The following is a 19,905-nucleotide window of genomic DNA, read 5'->3' on the forward strand; positions in this document are numbered from 1 at the left end:
GCTTTCTGCATACAGTAATGCATGCGCAAATTCTCGACATTGACGGATCAGGAAATCCTCGCCCTCGCCATTTCCAACGAGGAAGAGGACGGCCGCATCTATTCTGATTTCGCCTATGCGATGCGGGAGAAATTTCCCGATACCTCGAAAATTTTCACCGACATGGCGCAGGAGGAAGACCAGCATCGCCGTGACCTGATCGACCTGTATGCCAGCAGGTTCGGGCAGCATATCCCCCTGATTCGGCGGCAGGACATTGCGGGGTTCCTGACCCGCAAGCCCGCATGGCAGGTGCAGGGGCAGGGCATCGACGCGGTGCGCCGCCATGCGCGTCAGATGGAACTCGACGCCGCGCGGTTCTACCGCCAGGCGGCGACGCGCACGACCGATATCGCGACGCGAAAGCTGCTCGGCGACCTTGCGCTGGCCGAGGACCGGCATGAACAGGCGGCAGGTGCGATCGAACTCGACCGGCTTCCCGCTTCCAAGCGGGAGGAGGAGGACGAGGATGCGCGCCGCCGCTTTGTCCTGCAGATCATACAGCCCGGCCTTGTGGGCCTGATGGATGGTTCCGTCTCCACGCTTGCGCCAGTTTTTGCCGCGGCCTTTGCGACGCATCTGCCGTGGAATGCGTTTCTGGTGGGGATGGCGGCCTCGGTCGGGGCGGGGATTTCCATGGGCTTTGCGGAGGCGCTGTCCGACGATGGCAAGCTGTCGGGCCGTGGCGCGCCGCTGCTGCGCGGGTTGATCTGCGGGCTGATGACGACGGCGGGGGGAATCGGCCATACGCTGCCGTTCCTGATTGATAATTTCACCACCGCCATGATGGCGGCCGTTATTGTCGTGGTCATCGAACTGTTCGTCATTTCATGGATACGCTGGCGTTATCAGGATACGCCATTCGGTTCGGCCATCGTGCAGATCGTCCTTGGCGGTGCGCTGGTGTTCGCCGCTGGTGTCCTGATCGGCAGTTCCGGCTGATCCCCCCGTATGCCTCCCGCTTTGCCTTGATCTTGACGAAGTGATGGGGCACGCACGTGCATGTGCTTTTTCTGGCCGGACACTTTCCCGATGAAATACCCTGACCGTTTTCCCCTTTCACGTCTGCGTGGTCTGCGTCCGATCATGCTGGCGATGCCGCTGGTGCTCGGGCTTGTGACATATGCCCTGCCGGCCGGAGCACAGGCGCAGATGGTTGTGGGGGCTTCGGACCAGGATCATGCCCTGATCACCCGAATCGAGGAGCACCTCAACACCATCACGCTGCTGACCGCAAAATTCCATCAGGTCGCATCGGACGGGAAGCAGTCCACCGGCACCGCATGGCTGGACCGCAGGAACCGCCGCATGCGTTTCCAGTATGATCCGCCCAGCCCGCTCCTGCTGGTCGCCAACCATGACCAGGTCGTCTTCAATGACAGCGAACTGGGCCAGACCACCACGATGCCGATGGACAAGACGCCGATCGGGCTTCTGCTGCGTCCGCATCTTGCGCTGTCGGGGGATGTGCAGGTCACGGCGCTGGTTCACGAAGGGCCGCAGATAGAGATCACGCTGGTACGGACGGATTCGCCCGGTGATGGCAGCCTGACGCTGCTTTTCCATGAGGAGAAGGGACAGCTTCTGCTGCGGGGATGGATCGTCCAGGATGCGCAGGGGGAAAGCACGCGTGTGGACCTGCTGCATGCGTCCGTGGGCGGGGCGGAACCGCCGGACAGCCTGTTCAACACGGATATTGGCGACAAATAGGAAACGGGTCCTGCCCGTTGCCTAGTCCGCGTCCCGTGTCAGTTCCAGCGCCCGGGCATAGACGGTGCGCCGGGGCAGGTTGACGATCCCGGCCACCAGGGATGCCGCATCCTTGATGGAGAGTGATTTCAGGGCCTCGTGCAGGTGGGTGTCGAGGTCCTGCGGCCCCGTATCGTCGGCAGGCGGGGGGCCGAGGATGACCGTGATTTCCCCCCGTGGCGCATGGTCCCGGTAATGTTGCGCCAGTTCACCCACGGGGCCGCGCCGGACTTCCTCGAACCTCTTGGTCAGTTCGCGCGCAACCGCCGCCGGCCGTTCCGGGCCGAATACCGCCGCAAGTGAGGCCAGCATGTCCGCCAGGCGATGTGGTGCCTCATGCCAGATCAGCGTGGCGCAAAGCCCCGCCTGTTCCGCGGCACGTAGTACGGAGAGGTTTTCGCGCCGGGCGGCATCGCGTGGCGGCAGGAAGCCGGAAAACATGAAGGGATGGGGCGGCAGGCCCGAAAGCGTCAGCGCCATGACCGCCGCATTGGCCCCCGGCACCGCCGTGACATGCCCGCCGCCCGCGATGACGGCGCGTACCAGGCGGTATCCGGGATCCGACATCAGGGGCGTGCCGGCATCGGAAATGACCGCGATTTTGCGGCCCTGCTGCAACAGGTCCAGCAGGGCGGGGATGCGTTCCTGCTCGTTATGGTCATGCAGGGGGCGGGTGCGGGTCCTGATGCCATGCGCCTGCAGCAGTTTCGCGCTGGTGCGCGTATCCTCGCACAGGATCAGGTCGGCTTCGTTCAGGCATTGTACCGCGCGTGCGGAAATATCGCCCATATTGCCGATCGGCGTTGCCACCAGCGTCAATATGCCTCCATCATGTGATGACATGACCTGTATATCCTCTCTCTCCGCATGACGCGGCTTCGCATCTCCGCTATGGATCGTCGCCGATCGAGACTGCAAAGGCGAAAGACATGAGTCGTCAGACATTGGTAACCCGCAAGCTTGGACAGGATCCTGTTTCTGCCACGCAGGGATCTCCTTGCAAGGCCTTATTGCTGGCCGGGGTGCTCATGTCCACGCTTGCGGCGTGTGCTGGCGGCGGGGAAGGGACGAAAACATCCCATGCCGGGCGCAATGTCGGCGTGCTGCTGCCGCTGACGGGCAACAATGCACGACTGGGGCAAGAAATGCTCAGCGCGGCGCGCATGGCCATGAACACGCCCACGGCGCCGAAGCTTGACGTCCATGACACGACCGCCCCCGGCGGGGCCGCTGCCGCCGCGCAGGCTGCGGTAAAGGCGGGTGACGGGATCATCCTTGGTCCGCTGACGGCGGGGGACGCCACGCAGGCGGCGGCAATGACGGCACAGACCAGCGTGCCGATGCTGTCCTTTACCTCCGACGTGTCGGTTGCGCGTCCCGATGTCTGGATCCTTGGGATCGCCCCGGAACAGCAGGTGCGCCGCATGGTGGGGGCGGCCGTCAGGGAAAACCGGCAGCATTTCGCCGCCTTCCTGCCCAATACGGCACTGGGCCATGCCATGGGCGATGCCCTGAGGCAGAGCTGTAGCGAACATGGCCTGCAATCCCCCCAGATCATGTACCATGGCACGACCGCCGCCGAGATTACCGAACAACTGAAGACATTCTCCGCCTTCGATAGCCGTGCTGCCGCGGCGGCAACACAGGCGGCGGCAACCGCCCCTGCTGCGCCCGTGCCGACCGGCGTTGACCCGGCCAACCCCGACGCCGCCGCGACGGATGCTCCCCCCACGCCTCCCGCGCAACCCGCGGAAGTACCCCTGGCCCCACCGCCATTCGATGCGCTGTTGCTGGCGGATACGGGGCTGCAACTGGGTCATGTGATCGAAGGGCTGCGTGCGGTGCAGGTCTCTCCGACCCAGACGCGCATCATGGGGCCCGGCCTCTGGGGCGCATTCGCGGGCAAACTGGCGCAGTTGCAGAATGCCTGGTACGCTGCGCCGGACCCGGCAAGCAGGCAGCATTTCGTCCAGCTTTTCATGGCACAGTACCATCATATGCCGACCCCGCTGGCCGACCTGTCCTATGACGCGGCGGCACTGGTGAAGGCACTGGACCAGGCGCCACGGACGGGGGGCGCGAAAAATGGCTATTCGGTGCAGGCCTTGACCCGCAACGAGGGATTTTCAGGGGTGGATGGTGTTTTCGGCTTTACGGCCAGTGGCCGGACACGCCGCGATCTGGCGATTTTCCAGATCCTGCCCGAAGGTGGCAGCCGGATGGTTCAGGCCCCTTCAGGGCGGTTGCAGAACGGAACGAACTGACAAAGGACAGGAACTCTGTCCGTCCGGCGGCGTCAGTGGGAAAGGAGGGCTGCGGCAATCATGCCGCAGCGGTGGCACCACAGGACAGCACCGGACGGATGGCGTACAATGCCGCTTCGAAACTGCGATATGATGACAGGCGCCGGTCGCGCAACTGGTCGATCAGGACCCAGCGCATGCCTTCCGGCTGGATCATGTAGGCCGGGTCTGCATTTTCACGCACCCAGACAAGCACATTTTCAATGCCATCGCCTTCTTCGGCAGATGTGACATCGACGTCGCACAGTCCCATGCAGGTACCTGCTTCCAGCCAACGCATCAGGTATTCGTAATGACGGGGCAGAAACCCCTGCCGAAGCGGAATAACATTGGAGGCAGAAATCTGATGATCCATCATGCTCATAATGTCGGCCCTCTGACATATCCTATGCGTTAACAGCACGTCTCAACGGTAAGTCTTGCATGAGTGCTTGCCAAACTGAATCTGTCTCCAGAAGCCGCAGAAAGAGGCAGAAATTGCCGACCGTGACAAAAAAGCAATGCTTTGTTGCGCTTTAGAGTCATTAAATGATTATTTATTGTTCAGTTGCCTATTCCATCGGCGATGCAGCCAGAGCCAACTGCCCGGATGTTGGCGTATTTTCTGTTCAATGTAATCGTTGACCTGCTGGGTCAGCAGCAACTGGTCGCGCTTGCGGTCCCCCGTATCGGGAAGTTCCAAGGGCGGGGAGACATGGACGCGCAGACGTGCAGGACCCAGCCGCTCCACATATCCGGCGATCACGGGGCATTTCTGCCGCAGCGCCATGGCGGCCATGGCGCTTGCCGTCATGGCGGGCCTGCCGAAGAATCGGGCCTCGATTCCATCATTCATCTTCTGGTCAACCAGCATCCCCAGATGGCCGCCGCGGATCAGGTGCGCCAGCGCCTGCCGCGCGCCACGTGCGCCCTTGGCGAACAGGGGCACGGCCTGTCCCATGGCCTCGTCACGCAGGTCGCACAGCATCCGGTCCACATACGGGTTGTTCGGCGCGCGGTAGAAGGAGGAGAATGCAAGCCCGTAGCGCGCCACGGCGGGGGGCAGCATTTCCCAGTTGCCGATATGCCCCGACACGAACATGACGGGCTGGCCCGTATGGGCATGGGCGCGCAGGTGTTCTTCCCCCACGACATCCCATCCCGGCCCGGCGGAGGGGTTGTGGGGCAGTTTCGCAAGGTGGGGGAGTTCGCCGGCATTGCGGCCGATATTTTCCCACATGTCACGGATGATGCGCCATCGCGACCGTCGCCCCAGATGCGGCATGACATAGCGCAGGTTGGCATCGGCCACTTTTGAAACCGGCAGCCACGGGCCAGCCACCCGGCACAGCCACCCTGCCGCGTTGGATGCATGTTCGGGCTTCATGCGCCGCAATCCCGCCAGCAGTGCGGACAGCAGCGTCGCCTCCACCCACATGCGGCGTGGTGGCGGCCTGTCGTGGGAACTGCTCATTGTCCCGATTTCCCCAGCCATGTCTCCAGCAGGCGTTCGGGCACCTGTGGGTCGGACCAGCGGAGCGACACCCCGACGGGTGTGACCCGTGCCTGAAAATCCGGGGGCAGGCGGACAAAATCCTTGGGCGTGGTCACCAGTCGGGCCTTCATGTCGTGGGCGGTCTTCAGCAGTTGCGCCAGTTCGGCAGGGTGGTAGGGGTGATGATCGGCAAAGGCGACGGCCTGTCGCACATCGACGCCTGACTGGCGCAGTCCGTCGAAGAATTTGGAAGGTCGCCCGATTCCCGCGAACGCGACGACAGGACAGTGCAGGGGAAGGGCGGCCTCGTCCTGCTGCAATGTCGCGCAATGGCAGGGCAGGGCGGGTGGCAGGCCATGCAGCAGGCCGGTGCGGTCTTCCCCGATCATGAGGATCGCCTGAGCACGTGACAGGCCGGAGGATACAGGTTCGCGCAAGGGACCGGCCGGCAGCACGCACCCATTGCCGAACCCCTGGTACCCATCCACCACCACGAGCGAGACGTCACGCCGGAGTCCGGGATTCTGCAATCCGTCATCCATGATCAGACAATCGGCCCCGTCCGCGATGGCAAGGCGCGCGGCCTGCGCCCGGTCCGCGCCGACATAACAGGGGGCAAGGGCCGCAAGCAGCAGGGCTTCGTCGCCCACGTCGCGCGCGGTATGCCGTCCTGCCTGCACACGTGTGACCTGCCGCAGGTTGCCGCCATATCCCCGTGTCAGGAAAGCAACCCGGCGATTGCGCGCGACAAGGCGACGGCCCAGATCCAGCGCCACGGTCGTCTTGCCGGTGCCCCCCACCGTCAGGTTGCCACAGCACAGGACGGGGACGGGGGCGGCCCATGGATGCCGACGCAGGCGCATCCTGCCGATGGCGGCATAGAGCCATGAAAACGGGGACAGCAGCAAAGCCGGGAGGCTGCGGGACCCGCCCTGCCATTCCCAGAAATGGGGCGCGTGCATCAGCGGTACACCACCTTGAGAATACCTGCGGCAACACGCTGCGCAACCTGTGCATCACGGGTCGCGGCCGCGCGGCCTGCCGTCATGGCGTCATGCAGCCTGCCTTCATCGCGGAGCATATCCACCACCCAGCATGCCAGTTCCTGCGCATTGGCCACATAGGTCACCGCATCGCCCAGCGCCGCGAAGGCCTGCCGGAAATTGGCGATGGCGGGACCACTGGCCAGTGCATTGCCAAGGCGCGCGGGTTCCATCGGATTATGGCCACCACCCTGCGGGGCGGGCAGCAGGCTGTTGCCCATCAGGACAGGGCAGTGCAGGGCATAGAACAGCCCCATTTCACCCAGCGTATCGCAGATCCACACACTGTCACCGGGGGCAGGGGCCTGCCCCATGGCGCGACGTGGGGCATGCGGTCCCACAAGCGGCATCAGGCCCGCGCCGCGTTCGGGATGGCGCGGCACGATGATCGTCAGCAGGTCGATGATCTGGCTGCGGGCGAGGGCTGCGGCCTGCAGGACGATCTCTTCTTCTCCCGGATGCGTGGATGCCGCGATCCAGACGGGACGGTTGCCAACCTGCTGTTTCAGCAGCGCAAGGTCCGTGTCCTTCTGCGGAAGGGATGCCGCGTCCTTGAGATCGCCGAGCAGCGCGATATCTGTCCGGCCCAACGCATGCAGACGCCGGGCATCTTCCGCCGAACGGGCGCACACCCACGCAAGCGCGCGGAGCATGGCGCCGACAATGCAGGGCAGGCGCCGCCACATGGCATAGGACCGATCGGACATGCGCGCGTTGATCAGGAGAACCGGCACGTCTTCATGCCCGCAGGCCGCGATCATGTTCGGCCACAACTCGCTTTCCGTCAGGATCGCCCCGTCAGGATGCCAGGTGCGCACGAACCGCCGCATCCATGCAGGCACATCGAGGGGCACGAACTGGTGAATGACCCGCAGGCCATCGGGCAGTTCGCGCAGTCGCTGCACCAGCAGGGCCGCCGATGTGGTGGTGGCGGTGGTGACGAGGAAATGCAGGTCGGGCCGGGCATGATGCAACGCGGCGATGACGGGAAGGATGGACAGGGTTTCGCCCACGCTGACGGCATGCAGCCACACTAACGGCCCTTCGGGGCGTGGAAGGGTGGCGATGCCCCGCCGTTCGCAGACCCGTGCCGCGATTTCCTTGCCCCGTCGCACACGCCGCGCAAGATATGGCCGCAGTACGGGGGCAAGCGCCGAGGCGACCCCCGACCACAGGGCACACGACAGTCGGCCACATATCCTGTCGCGGAACGTCAGGTCATCCCGTTGCGATACACGCGTTTGCATGTCCCTGCGGTAGCATGGGGAATGACGGGGTGAAAGCACAAGCTCATGCAGGCGGCCTCACCCCGCGAGGGCATCAGGCCTCAAGAAAGCGCCGCAGGCCAAAGCCCTGCGGCTTCTCGTTCAGGACGGAGGGCTGATACGCCACGGTAAAACGCGTATGTGCCTTTTCCCATATGGACGGATCGCTACCTTCGGCAATGACGACCGTGGTGATGCCACAGCGTAGCATGAATTCGTACTGGTCGGGCAGGGTTTGGCCCGTGGCGCGGATCTCGCCCTTGAAATGCAGGTGTTCACGCAGGGCACGGGCCTGCGTGAAGGCACGCCCGTCACGGAAACCGGGAAAGTCCACATTCACCAGCGCCAGACGGGGCAGCACGGTACGCAGGGCGGTGACGTCTTCATCAGGTGTCAGGCGCACACCCACCGGTGCATTGCCCGCGCGCGCCAGCGCTTCTTCCACCCGGGCAAGCGGCACGATGACGGCCCCATCGGCGGGGCAGGGGGCGTCATCGGGAACCTGTGTCCACGTATCCGCGACAATCCGGCCATTTTCAAGCAGTGGCATAGACAGCATCCTTGAAGACGGCAGCGCCAAGCCGCCGATAGGTATCAACAAACCGCTCATCCTCGTGCCGGTGCACCAGATAGGCGTCGATCAGGGCGGCGATGGCATCCACGGTCTCATCCTCCGGCAGGGCCGGGCCGATGATCTGGCCGATGGCCGCGTCATTTTCGCCCGAGCCGCCCAGTGTCAGCTGGAAATATTCCTCCCCGCGCTTGTCCACGCCAAGGATACCGATATGGCCGGCATGATGATGCCCGCAGGCATTGATGCAGCCGGAGATGTTGATGCGCAGCGCGCCGATGCGCTCCTGCAGGCCGGGATCGGCAAAGCGGGCGCTGAGCTTCTGCGCGATGGGAATGGAGCGTGCATTCGCCAGCGAGCAGTAATCCAGCCCCGGGCAGGCGATGATATCCCCCACCAGGCCGATATTCGGCGTCGCCAGCCCCGCTGACGACAGTTCCTGCCACAGTTCCTGCAACTGGTCCTGGCGCACATGTCCCAGCACGACATTCTGCATGTGGGTGATGCGGATCTCACCAAAGCTGTAGCGTTCGGAAAGGGCGGCGATGGTGTCCATCTGGTCCGCCGTCACGTCACCCGGGATCCCCCCATCGGGCTTGAGCGAAATCACGGCGGAGATGAAGCCGGGTGCCCGGTGCGGGTGCGTGTTGGTGCGCACCCAGCGGTCGAAGGCGGGATTGCGCGCGCGATCGGCCTGCAACCGCTGCGCCGCGTCCGCGGGGGCATGCAGGTCCGGCACGGCGAAACGCGCGCGGATGCCCGCGACGATGGCCGGATCCAGCCGGTAGCGCGCACGATCCATCTGCGCGAATTCGGCATCGACTTCCTCGCGGAAACGCTCGATCCCCAGCGCCTGCACAAGGATCTTGATACGGGCCTTGTACATGTTGTCGCGACGCCCATGCGCGTTATAGACGCGCACGATCGCCTCCAGCCACGCAAGGAGGTCTTCCTCCGGCAGGCCGTCACGCAGCAGCACGCCGATGACAGGCGTGCGCCCCAGTCCGCCGCCGACATGGACATCGAAGACCGCGCGCCCGTCATCGCCGGGACGTGCAAGCAGGCCGATATCATGGAAACGCGCCGCCACCCGGTCATGGGGACTGCCGGTGATGGCGATCTTGAATTTGCGCGGCAGGAAGGAGAATTCCGGATGCAGGGTGGACCACTGCCGCAGGATTTCCGCATGGATGCGCGGATCGAGCACTTCGTCCGCCGCAGCACCCGCGAATTCATCGCACGTCACGTTGCGGATGCAGTTGCCGCTGGTCTGGATGGCGTGCATGTCCACGTCCGCCAGTCGGCCAAGGATGTCGGGCGTATCCTCCAGCCGGATCCAGTTGAACTGGATGTTCTGGCGCGTGGTGAAATGCCCGTAATCCCGGTCATAGGTCCGCGCGATATGCGCCAGTTCACGCATCTGCGCCGCACCCAGCATGCCATAAGGGATCGCCACGCGCAGCATGTAGGCATGCAACTGCAGGTACAGGCCGTTCATCAGCCGCAGCGGCTTGAACTGGTCTTCGCTCAGTTCGCCCGAAATACGGCGCGCCACCTGGTCGCGGAACTGTTCCACCCGTTCGTGCAGGAACGTGCGGTCCACCTGGTCATAGGCGTAACGGCCGACGGCGGGCGCCGGTGCTGTCTGGGACGCGGTGTCAGACATGGACGGTATCCTCATGGGAGGGGGCGAACTGTGGATGCACGGTGGGGCCAAAGGCACGGATCCGCTCACGCACCGTCAGCGGCATGATCCCCGCCTCCTGATCCGCAAGCTGCACGCCATATACGCCCACGACGCCCTGCTCCTGCTGGTGGCGGGCGGTATCGGCGATCACGGCCTCGATCCTGTCATTCGGCCAGACCGCGGCGCAGGCGATATCAACGGACCATGTGCCCTGGTCCGTCAGCCAGACGATCCGCCCGTCGAGCAGGCGATTGGCCGTGACAACGCTGGAGCCTGTTGTTGTGCGGCGGTTGTTCCTGACATCCACTTCTGGTCAATCCCTTTCAGGCGAGGCAGGCGCTGGCATTCCACCGTGCGGGATGGAGATGCGCGTGATTCATACGGGTGTGCACGTATATTTTATATTTCCACATGACGCCAGCGATATCGACCGCAGCCACGGTCGCGACGGCATGGGAAAGGGACAGGCGAAGCGGCAGGAAAACCCGTCCGCTTCGCCCTGTTCCCTCAGGACGCCGGAGCAGCCTTGCGGTTCAGTGCGGTGGTGTCCGCAATGAACGTCACAAGGTCACGCGCGCTGTCGGCGGCATCGCGGTTTTCGGTCGCAAGCCGCAGTTCAGGCTTCGCAGGCGCCTCGTAAGGGGCGTCGATCCCGGTGAAGCCGGAAATCTTCCCCGCCCGCGCGGCCGCATACAGGCCCTTCGGATCGCGCGTTTCACAGGTGGCCTGCGGGGTATCGACGAACACCTCGTGGAACTCGTCGCCCACGATCTGGCGTGCGAGTTCCCGATCCGCAACCGTGGGCGAGATCAGGGCGACAAGCACGACCTGCCCGCTGTCGGCAAGGATGCGCGCCACCGCCGCCGCACGGCGGACATTCTCGCGCCGGTCCGCCTCGCTGAAGCCAAGGTCCGAACACAGGCCCGCGCGCAGCGTATCCCCATCAAGCACGGAAACATCGACCCCGCGGGAGAACAGTTGCACTTCCGCCGCGCGGGCGATGGTGCTCTTGCCCGCGCCGGGCAGGCCGGTCATCCAGAACACGCCGCCATGATGCCCCTTGGCCTGCGCGCGGTCCCATGTGGATACCGTGCTGCCGGTCGGATGGATGGCCTTGGTCCCGCTGGCGATCTCCGCCACCCCGATCAGGGGCACGCCACCGACGATCTGCTGGTTGCGGTCCACAAGGACGCCGCGCCCGTCCGCCGTGCCCGGCAGGAAGGGGTCGAACTGCATCGTCTCCGACACCGCAAGGGTGATCTCGGCAAAGCCTTCGGGGGGGACGACATCGGCGGGATGTTCGGTCAGGTCCTCGAGTCGGACAACGGAATCGATCGAGGCCACCGTCACCTGATGTTCCGCCGTGGCCAGTCGCAGGCGGAAGCTTTCACCCACGCGCAGCGGTTCCTGACGCAGCCAGAACAGGCGCGCCTGCACGCGCGCACCCTGCAGTGGTGCTTCACCCGGCGGGAACAGCAGGTCGCCACGGTCGGGAATCACGTCGGGTTCCAGCGTGATGGCCACCGACTGCCCCGCGATGGCGGAGGTCTGCGGCGCGGTATGCCAGCTTTCGATCGTGGCAATCCGGGCGATCGTGCCGTGGCGTCCGATCACGACGCTGTCGCCGATGTTGATGCGGCCACGTTCGATGCGCCCGACCACGACGCGCTGCGTATCAAAGCGGTAGACATCCTGCACCGGCAGGCGCAGCGGCAGGTCGGAACGCGACGAGGGCGCGGGGACAAGGGCCAGCGCCTCGGTCAGGGTCGGGCCCTTGTACCAGGCCATCCGCTCCGAACGCGACGCGATGTTGTCGCCTTCACGCGCGGAGGCGGGCACGAACAGGGTCGGTTCGATCTCCAACTGCTTCAGCAGGGCGGCGACGCTCTTTTCCGACGCGGTGATCTTCGCCTCGTCATAATCCAGCAGATCGACCTTGTTCATCAGCACGATGACATGGCGGATGCCGATCAGGCGCAGCAGCATCGCATGGCGACGGGTCTGTTCCTGTGCGCCCTCGGCGGCGTCAACCACCAGTACGGCGGCCTCCGCATCGGCGGCGCCGGTGATCATGTTGCGCAGGAACTGCCGGTGGCCCGGGGCATCGACGATCACGAACTGCCGCTGCCCCAGGCGGAAGGGGATGCGCGTCGAATCGACGGTGACCCCCTGGTCGCGCTCGATCTGCAGGCTGTCGAGCAGGAAGCTCCATTCAACAGACAGGCCACGCTTGGTACTGGATTCGATGATCTGCGCCACGCGCCCGTCAGGCAGGCTGTCGGTATCGTACAGCAGTCGCCCGATCAGGGTGGATTTGCCATGGTCCACATGCCCGACGATGACGATCGGGGTTGCGGCCTCCTGCGAGACCGGAGGGGAAATCGTATTCATGTTCTTGATACTCCGCTCGGCCCGACGTTCACAGGTAACCGGCAACGCGAAGACGCTCGAACGCATCTTCGGATTCATGGTCCATCGCGCGGCCCGCCCGTTCCGACGTGCGCGAGGTTTCCAGTTCGGCAATCACTTCGGCCACCGTGCTGGCGTTGCTTTCGACAGGGTTGGTGATGTCCTGGTCCCCGAGCGAGCGGTACCGCTTGCCGTTCTTGGAGAAATACAGGTCCACCAGCGGGATGCCCTCACGCTCGATATAGCGCCAGATGTCGATCTCCCGCCATGCCAGCAGGGGATGGACGCGGATATGCATGCCCGCTTCGTGCGGGGTGGCGTACTGGTCCCAGAATTCGGGGGGCTGGTTGCGCACGTCCCACTTGTGTCCCGCGCCACGGGGGCTGAACACGCGCTCCTTTGCGCGGGTGGCCTGTTCATCACGGCGGATGCCGGCGATGACACCCGCGAGCTTGTATTTCTCGATCATCGCGGCCAGGCCCGCCGTCTTGCGCGCGGCCGACCGCGCGGCCGGTGGCAGGGTCGGGTCGATTTCCTCCACCGCCGGGCAGTCGCCGAGCAGCAGGTCGAGGTTCCACTTCTTGGTGTATTCATCGCGGAACTGGTACATTTCCGGGAATTTCTTGCCGGTATCGACATGCATGACCGGGAACGGCACGCGCCCAAGGAACGCCTTGCGCGCAAGCCATACCATCACGTTGGAATCCTTGCCCAGAGACCATAGCATCGCCAGCGGCTTGAGCTTGCGATAGGCCTCACGAAGGATGAAAATGCTCTGGGCTTCGAGCTGATCAAGATCGTCCATGGACTTGCAGACCTTCCTTTCCGGGGAAGAAGTGGGGGCGGGATGAGAAGATGAAGACACGTCTACCATAAGGTCGGGGCTGCCTTCGTCATGATGGTGAGGACACCTTGCGGACATGAATGCCACATTCGGTCTTGTTCTGTCCTGCCCAGCGGCCGGAGCGCGGGTCCGCGTCCGCCCCGACGGGCAGGGTGCACGGCGCGCAGCCGATCGAGGGATAGCCACGCAGGCTCAGCGGATGGCGCGGCAGGTTGCGGCGCGTCATTTCCGCATCAAGTTCACGCGGGGTCCACTGTGCCAGCGGGTTGACCTTGATGCGGCCGTCCTCCGTCTTTTCAACAATGGGGAGGTTGACGCGGGTGGCGGCCTGCGTGCGCTTGCGCCCGGTGATCCACCCGTCAAAGGGGATCAGCGCCTCGTCAAGGGGCTCGACCTTGCGCAGGGCGCAGCAGGCGTCGGGATCGAACGCCCACAACTGTCCCTCCGGATCGCGGTCATGGATCTGCACCGGGTCGGGATGGATGTCGCGCACGTTGGTCAGGCCAAGGAAGCGTGCAAGTTTCTGCCGGTATTGCAGCGTTTCGGGGAAATGCTGCCCGGTCTGCAGGAACAGGACGGGCACCGCCGGGTCGATTTCCGCGGCCATGGCCAGCAGGACGGCGGATTCCGCGCCAAAGGACGATACCAGCCCGATACGTCCGCGCATGTCCCCCGTCAGGGCGATCCGCAGGACGTCATGTGCGGTATTTCCCTCAGCCTGCAGTGATCGTATAATTGACGGATCAACCTGCACGTTGCGATCTCCTTCCGCAGTTCACGATATTTAATCGTTAATTTGGTGAGGAGTTAATCACTATTCCCCATCCATGCAAGGGGAATAATGTACGGTCTTCGGTTTATGCATGGCAAGCCCATGTATGCGTGAGGGCTTATTGCACTATTTTTCAGTGTATATTAACGGCTCATGAAAACCGACAGTTTTCCGTTCTCCAGCACATGGCGCGTCACCCCGCCAAGGATCATCTGGCGCAGGCGGGAATGTGAATAGGCGCCCATGACCATCATGTCCGCGTTGAAATCGTGGCACGCCTCCAGCAGGGCCGCGCCGACGCTGCGGCCATCGGCGTGGAATTCGTGCATGGTCGTATCCACGCCATGGATGTCGAGGTAATGCTTGACGTGGCGCGCCTCCGGGCCAAGCCGCTGGTAGCTGCGGCTGTAGAGGATGCGCACCTCCTCGGCCTCCACGATCCATGGCAGGGCATGGCGCAGGGCGGTTGCGGCCTCTGTCGTGCCGTTCCATGCGATGCAGATGCGCCGTCCCACACTGACGGGACGTTCGATGGGGGCGACGACAACGCACCGTCCGCTGTCGAACAGCGTGGCATGCAGCGCGTCGGAGGAGGAGACCTGCCCGCTGGCCCCGGTATTGCGCACGATGACGATATCGGACATCCGCGCCTGATGGGCGACGACGGTGTACATGTTCCCCGCCATGGCCGTGAAGCTGGCGCTCGGCCGGTCCATCGGGATGGTTGACAGCGGGGAGCGGGGGGCCACGATCGGCAGGCCCGCTTCCTTGATGAAGCTGTGGAACGTGTGGCGGACTTCCTTCAGGTGGCCGGCACTTTCATGCAGGGCGGCGGCGATCATTTCCTGCACCATCGCCCCCGACAGGCCTTCGCCCGCCATGGGGCTGACCTCCTGCCAGTCGCTGCCAACGTGCAGTCCGGCGATATGGGCATTGAAACGCTGTGCGAACATGACCCCGATGCCAAGGGCGCTTCCAGCATTTTCCGCGCCAGACAGTGGCAGCAGTATCTTGCGGATGTGCATGGACGCCCCTTTCATGTCTGTTTCCCGATTTTTTTTCGTGGCTTGTGAAACTCACTCTTTCAGGAAACGAATAAAGGGGCCGCAAGTTCAGGGATAAAGACGCTGCCGGGTCCAGTCATCCTTGTCCGTGCGGGTCCATGTCGCGCGGTCATGCAGGCGATAGGGGCGATCCTGCCAGAATTCGAAACTGTCGGGCACCAGGCGAAAGCCGCTCCAGTTGGCGGGGCGGGGGATGGGGGTGTCCTCCGTGGGGTAGAGAGCTTCAAGCTCTTTCAGCCGTGCCTCGAACACCGCCCGGTCGGCAAGCGGGTGCGACTGGTTGGAGGCGATCGCCCCAAGGCGGGAGATCCTGCTGCGGCTTGCGAAATAGGCGTCCGCCTCCGCCGGGGTGACGGGTTCGACCGGTCCTTCGATACGGATCTGGCGGCGGATGCTTTTCCAGTGGAACAGCAGGGCGGCGTGCGGATTGGCCTTGAGTTCCCCGGCCTTGCGGCTGTTGAGGTTGGTATAGAACACGAACCCGCGCCGGTCCGCCCCCTTGAGCAGGATCATCCGCACCGACGGCCGTCCCTGCGGCGTGGCGGTGGCCAGCGCCATGGCGTTGGGATCGTTGGGTTCGTGCGCCACGGCGTCCTTCATCCATGCGTCGAACAGGTCGAAAGGGTCCGCATCAAGGTCGATCAGTCTGGTGGTCATGTGCATTTTCCGGTCTGGGGACCACATTTTGCGCGCAGCGTATGGTCCGGTGCGAAACATATCGAAATATAAGGTAAATTACGACGGCGGCATTAATCGCTACAATTCCATGCGCCGGACCTTGTCCGATGCTTCGGCTTGTGCGACCACCATGCCGAAATTTTCATACGCCATTCACCACCAAGGGTAGTAGCATGTCAGACGGCGCGGCCAAAATCTCCGCTACAGGTTCTTTGATGAAAGGCAAGCGCGGACTTGTCATGGGCGTCGCGAACGACCGCTCCATCGCGTGGGGGATCGCCCGCGCCGTGGCGGAGCAGGGCGGCGAACTGGCCTTCACCTATCAGGGGGAGGCACTGGGCAAGCGCGTACGGCCGCTGGCCGCATCCGTGGGGTCCACGCTGGTGCTGCCGTGCGATGTCAGCGATGACGCGGCCATCGACGCCACCTTCGCCGCGATCGAGAAGGAATGGGGCCAGATCGATTTCGTGGTGCATGCGATCGGATGGGCCGACAAGCAGTTCCTGCGCGGCCGGTATGTCGATACCCCGCGTGAGGCGTTCCTCAAGGCGCTCGACATCTCCTGCTATTCCTTCACGGCGGTGGCGCGCCGGGCCGCGCGCCTGATGAAATCGGGCGGTTCGCTGCTGACCCTGACCTATCTGGGGGCGGAACGTGTCATGCCGCATTACAACGTGATGGGCGTGGCCAAGGCGGCGCTGGAGGCTTCGGTGCGTTACATGGCCGTGGACCTGGGCTGCGACGGCATCCGCGTCAACGGCATCTCCGCCGGGCCGGTCATGACGCTGGCGGCCAACGGGATCGGGGATTTCCGCTACATCCTGAAATGGAACCAGTACAATTCCCCGCTGGAACGCAATGTCTCGCTTGAGGAAGTGGGGGGCGCGGGCCTCTACATGCTGTCCGACCTGTCGGGCGGCGTGACCGGGGAAATCCATCATGTCGATTCGGGATACCACATCGTGGGCATGAAGAACCCCACGGCCCCTGACATCACCGTCGCGGGAAGCTGACACACAGGGGCGGCAGGGCATAACACGATGTCGTACAACACCTTCGGTCACATGTTCCGTGTCACGACCTGGGGCGAAAGCCACGGTCCGGCGATTGGCTGCGTGGTGGACGGGTGCCCGCCGCGCCTGCCCCTGAGCGAGGCGGACATCCAGCCATGGCTGGACCGTCGCAGGCCGGGGCAGTCGAAATTCACGACGCAGCGGCAGGAAGCCGACAGGGTGGAAATCCTGTCCGGTGTGTTCGAGGGGCAGACGACCGGCACCCCGATCTCGCTGGTGATCCACAATACCGACCAGCGTTCGCGCGATTACGGCGACATTGCCGAACGGTACCGTCCCGGCCATGCCGACGTCACCTATGACCGTAAATATGGCATCCGTGATTATCGCGGCGGGGGCCGTTCCTCCGCGCGGGAAACGGCGATGCGTGTTGCCGCAGGCGCCGTGGCGCGCAAGGTGCTGGGGCAGGGGGTGCGGATCCGCGCGGCCCTGGTGCAGGTCGGTGCGCTCAAGGTGGATCGCACGCGCTGGGACTGGGACCTGGTGGGGCGTAACCCGCTGTTCTGCCCCGATCCGGTTGCCCTTGCGCAGTGGGAGGAACTTCTGGCCGCAATCCGCAAGGATGGTTCTTCCATCGGTGCGGTGATCGAGGTCGTGGCCGAAGGCGTGCCCGCGGGCCTGGGTGCTCCCATCTATGGCAAGCTGGATTCAGACCTTGCCATGGCGCTGATGAGCATCAATGCCGTCAAGGGTGTCGAAATTGGCGAAGGTTTTGCCGCTGCCGCCCTGACGGGGGAGGAAAATGCCGATCCGATGCGCATGCAGGACGGGACGCTGCGGTTCGCCTCCAACCATGCGGGCGGCATCCTTGGCGGGATTTCCACGGGACAGCCTGTCGTGGCGCGCTTTGCTGTCAAGCCGACCAGTTCAATCCTGACCCCCGTCCCCTCCGTCACCCGTTCGGGCGAGAATGTGGAGGTGATGACAAAGGGCCGTCATGACCCATGTGTCGGCATCCGTGCCGTGCCGGTGGGCGAGGCGATGATGGCCTGCGTGCTTGCCGATCACCTGCTGCGCCACCGGGGGCAGGTCGGGGGCTGATCGTCCCCCTTTGCGCATTACTGCTCCAGCACGATTTTAAGCGTGATGGGCGCGTTCAGCAGCTTGGAGATGGGGCATCCCGTCTTCGCCGTGTTGGCCAGTTCGCTGAAGGTCGCAAAATCAACGTCCTGCACCGTAGCATGCAGGTCGAGATGCACGGCGGTCACGGCGAACCCGTCATCCTTCTTTTCCAGCGTCACGGTGGATTTGGTTTCCAGCAGGTCGGCCGTGATGTTCTTGCCACCCAGCACCCCTGACAGCGCCATGGCGAAGCATGCCGCGTGCGCCGCGCCGATCAGTTCCTCGGGGTTGGTGCCGGGCGTATCCTCGAAGCGGGTGTTGAAGCCATAGGGCTGCTTTGACAGGGCGCCGCTTTCGGTCGAGACGTTGCCCTTGCCGTCCTTCAGGCCGCCAGTCCACTGTGCCGTGCCGTATTTCCTGATTGCCATGGTTTCATGCTCCGTAATGGTGGGGGCCACGGCCCGGATGGGCGGCCGTGGCGAAGGCATCGTGTTATAACGACCCTCCCGCATGAAAGTTGTGCCGGGCAGGTGTCACGCTATCGTGAGGTTCGGGGCAAAGGGGGACGCGCCGGACAGGCCGGGTCAGGCAGGGAAATCTTGCGCATGTCCGGTGCAGGTGTCATACCGCTGCACCTTTGTCTGAAGGGGATCGGGGCATGGCGGCCTGCCATGTCGCGTGTTTACGGGATGTCGGCTTCACCATGGACCAGACCGTTTCCGCTTCGTGCCTTTCGCACCAGCATGTGGCCTTTGCCGGTGGATTGACGCTTGAATGTGGCTTTCACCTTGCCCCGGTGGAGGTGGCCTATCGCACCTATGGCACGCTTTCGCCCCGGAATGACAACGCCATCCTGATCTGCCACGCCCTGACGGGCGATCAGTATGTGGCGGAGACGCATCCCCTGACGGGGAAGCCCGGATGGTGGAGCCGCCTTGTCGGGCCGGGCCTGCCGATCGAAACGGACCGCTTCTTCGTCATCTGCATCAATGTACTGGGTGGATGCATGGGCAGTACCGGCCCACGTTCCCTGCGGGAGTGTCCTGACGGTGGTCGTGAACCCTGGGGAACCGATTTTCCGCCCATCACGATCCGCGACATGGTGCAGGCGCAGAAACTGCTGATTGACCATCTGGGAATTACAAAGCTGTTTGCGGTGCTTGGTGGTTCCATGGGGGGCATGCAGGTGCTGCAATGGGCGGCGACCTTCCCCGAAATGGTGTTCGCCGCCATCCCGATCGCGACGTCGCCCTTCCATTCCGCGCAGAACATCGCCTTTAACGAGGTCAGCCGGCAGGCGATCTTCGCCGATCCGCAATGGCATGGCGGCCGGTACTGGGAACATGACGCCATTCCGGCGCGTGGTCTGGCGGTGGCGCGGATGATGGCGCACATCACCTACCTGTCGGAGGAGGCGCTGAACCGCAAATTCGGGCGGCGCGTGCGCAAGGCCCCGCAGGGAAATGGCGCTAATCCCGGTTCCCTGTTCGGGGAAATGTTCGAGGTGGAAAGCTACCTGCGGCACCAGGGCTCCACCTTTGTGCGTCGCTTTGACGCCAATTCGTACCTGACCATCACCCGGGCCATGGATTATTTCGACCTCGGCGCGGATTACGAGGGGGACCTGTCGCGACCATTCCGGGGCACGCGGACGCGGTTCTGCATCATCTCCTTTTCCTCCGACTGGCTGTTTCCCACCTCGCAGGCGCGGCTTCTCGCCCGTGCGCTGAACCGGGTCGCGGCCAACGTTTCCTTTGTCGAGATCGAAAGCGACAAGGGGCATGACGCCTTCCTGCTTGATGAACCCGACCTTGACCGCACCATCCGGGGCTTTGTCGCCGGAGCGGCAGAACATGCGCGGATTGCCTGACC

20 protein-coding genes are annotated in these 19,905 nt (G+C 64.0%); 6 read left to right on the top strand and 14 right to left on the bottom strand.

All coding sequences use genetic code 11. The features are described from left to right. Positions 1–21 precede the first annotated feature (21 nt). Together mbfA and HNH97_RS02175 are read left to right on the top strand one after the other, a co-directional pair. On the top strand, positions 22–981 hold the full coding sequence (mbfA, locus tag HNH97_RS02170) for an iron exporter MbfA (RefSeq protein ID WP_110913286.1): 960 nt from the start codon (positions 22–24) through the stop codon (positions 979–981). 144 nt (positions 982–1,125) lie between these two features. Further along, entirely contained in the window at positions 1,126–1,749 is a 624-nt protein-coding gene (locus HNH97_RS02175; protein WP_390669753.1) for a LolA family protein, read from the top strand. 21 nt (positions 1,750–1,770) lie between these two features. Here HNH97_RS02175 and rsmI read toward each other — a convergent pair whose 3' ends face one another. Further along, on the bottom strand, positions 1,771–2,733 hold the full coding sequence (rsmI, locus tag HNH97_RS02180) for a 16S rRNA (cytidine(1402)-2'-O)-methyltransferase (protein ID WP_407716839.1): 963 nt from the start codon (positions 2,731–2,733) through the stop codon (positions 1,771–1,773). Between the two features lie 83 nt (positions 2,734–2,816). Between rsmI and HNH97_RS02185 the strand changes: the two genes are divergently transcribed. Then, positions 2,817–4,052, top strand: a complete 1,236-nt coding sequence (locus HNH97_RS02185) for a penicillin-binding protein activator (RefSeq protein ID WP_320442952.1) — start codon at positions 2,817–2,819, stop codon at positions 4,050–4,052. A gap of 58 nt (positions 4,053–4,110) precedes the next feature. Here the strand turns inward: HNH97_RS02185 and HNH97_RS02190 are convergent, their stop codons facing one another. The 12 genes from HNH97_RS02190 to pdxH form a co-directional block, all read right to left on the bottom strand. Continuing rightward, complete coding sequence (locus HNH97_RS02190; protein WP_110913282.1) at positions 4,111–4,449, bottom strand: hypothetical protein; 339 nt, start codon at positions 4,447–4,449, stop codon at positions 4,111–4,113. Positions 4,450–4,623: 174 nt separating this feature from the next. After that, positions 4,624–5,544 carry an LpxL/LpxP family acyltransferase gene (locus HNH97_RS02195; protein WP_171789725.1) on the bottom strand — a complete coding sequence of 307 codons (921 nt, stop codon included), beginning with the start codon at positions 5,542–5,544 and terminating at the stop codon, positions 4,624–4,626. After that, positions 5,541–6,527 (bottom strand): tetraacyldisaccharide 4'-kinase, encoded by a 987-nt coding sequence (gene lpxK / locus HNH97_RS02200; RefSeq protein WP_171789726.1) that lies wholly within the window; start codon positions 6,525–6,527, stop codon positions 5,541–5,543. The genes HNH97_RS02195 and lpxK overlap by 4 nt, the downstream gene beginning before the upstream one ends. Further along, positions 6,527–7,855 carry a 3-deoxy-D-manno-octulosonic acid transferase gene (locus tag HNH97_RS02205; protein WP_171789727.1) on the bottom strand — a complete coding sequence of 443 codons (1,329 nt, stop codon included), beginning with the start codon at positions 7,853–7,855 and terminating at the stop codon, positions 6,527–6,529. The genes lpxK and HNH97_RS02205 overlap by 1 nt, the downstream gene beginning before the upstream one ends. A 73-nt stretch (positions 7,856–7,928) precedes the next feature. Further along, the gene (locus tag HNH97_RS02210; protein WP_171789728.1) at positions 7,929–8,423 is read right to left on the bottom strand and encodes a DUF934 domain-containing protein; all 495 of its coding nucleotides are present in this window, start codon (positions 8,421–8,423) and stop codon (positions 7,929–7,931) included. After that, positions 8,410–10,110, bottom strand: a complete 1,701-nt coding sequence (locus HNH97_RS02215; RefSeq protein ID WP_171789729.1) for a nitrite/sulfite reductase — start codon at positions 10,108–10,110, stop codon at positions 8,410–8,412. The genes HNH97_RS02210 and HNH97_RS02215 overlap by 14 nt, the downstream gene beginning before the upstream one ends. After that, positions 10,103–10,438: a DUF2849 domain-containing protein gene (locus HNH97_RS02220; RefSeq protein WP_110913276.1), complete on the bottom strand. Its 336-nt coding sequence runs from the start codon at positions 10,436–10,438 to the stop codon at positions 10,103–10,105. Before HNH97_RS02220 ends, HNH97_RS02215 begins: the two co-directional genes overlap by 8 nt. Positions 10,439–10,638: 200 nt before the next feature. Beyond that, on the bottom strand, positions 10,639–12,522 hold the full coding sequence (gene cysC / locus HNH97_RS02225) for an adenylyl-sulfate kinase (RefSeq protein WP_171789730.1): 1,884 nt from the start codon (positions 12,520–12,522) through the stop codon (positions 10,639–10,641). 28 nt (positions 12,523–12,550) lie between these two features. After that, complete coding sequence (gene cysD, locus HNH97_RS02230; RefSeq protein ID WP_110095427.1) at positions 12,551–13,345, bottom strand: sulfate adenylyltransferase subunit CysD; 795 nt, start codon at positions 13,343–13,345, stop codon at positions 12,551–12,553. Between the two features lie 88 nt (positions 13,346–13,433). Beyond that, positions 13,434–14,138 (bottom strand): phosphoadenylyl-sulfate reductase, encoded by a 705-nt coding sequence (locus HNH97_RS02235; protein ID WP_171789731.1) that lies wholly within the window; start codon positions 14,136–14,138, stop codon positions 13,434–13,436. Between the two features lie 161 nt (positions 14,139–14,299). Then, positions 14,300–15,181, bottom strand: a complete 882-nt coding sequence (locus HNH97_RS02240; RefSeq protein ID WP_110913274.1) for a universal stress protein — start codon at positions 15,179–15,181, stop codon at positions 14,300–14,302. A gap of 87 nt (positions 15,182–15,268) precedes the next feature. Continuing rightward, positions 15,269–15,877: a pyridoxamine 5'-phosphate oxidase gene (pdxH, locus tag HNH97_RS02245; RefSeq protein WP_171789732.1), complete on the bottom strand. Its 609-nt coding sequence runs from the start codon at positions 15,875–15,877 to the stop codon at positions 15,269–15,271. 194 nt (positions 15,878–16,071) lie between these two features. Here pdxH and fabI point away from each other — a divergent pair, with 194 nt between their 5' ends. After that, complete coding sequence (gene fabI / locus HNH97_RS02250; protein WP_110913272.1) at positions 16,072–16,911, top strand: enoyl-ACP reductase FabI; 840 nt, start codon at positions 16,072–16,074, stop codon at positions 16,909–16,911. 27 nt (positions 16,912–16,938) lie between these two features. After that, entirely contained in the window at positions 16,939–18,012 is a 1,074-nt protein-coding gene (gene aroC, locus HNH97_RS02255) for a chorismate synthase (protein ID WP_171789733.1), read from the top strand. A 17-nt stretch (positions 18,013–18,029) separates the two neighbouring features. On the opposite strand, the gene HNH97_RS02260 is transcribed toward aroC, so the two are convergent. Beyond that, on the bottom strand, positions 18,030–18,461 hold the full coding sequence (locus HNH97_RS02260) for an OsmC family peroxiredoxin (protein ID WP_110913311.1): 432 nt from the start codon (positions 18,459–18,461) through the stop codon (positions 18,030–18,032). 275 nt (positions 18,462–18,736) lie between these two features. On the opposite strand from HNH97_RS02260, the gene metX reads away from it, so the two are divergent. Continuing rightward, positions 18,737–19,903, top strand: coding sequence for a homoserine O-acetyltransferase MetX (gene metX / locus HNH97_RS02265; RefSeq protein WP_171789753.1), 1,167 nt, complete (start codon positions 18,737–18,739; stop codon positions 19,901–19,903). Positions 19,904–19,905 lie beyond the last annotated feature (2 nt).

The organism is Gluconacetobacter entanii (genome assembly GCF_013155425.1).
GTDB classification, from domain to species: domain Bacteria; phylum Pseudomonadota; class Alphaproteobacteria; order Acetobacterales; family Acetobacteraceae; genus Novacetimonas; species Novacetimonas entanii.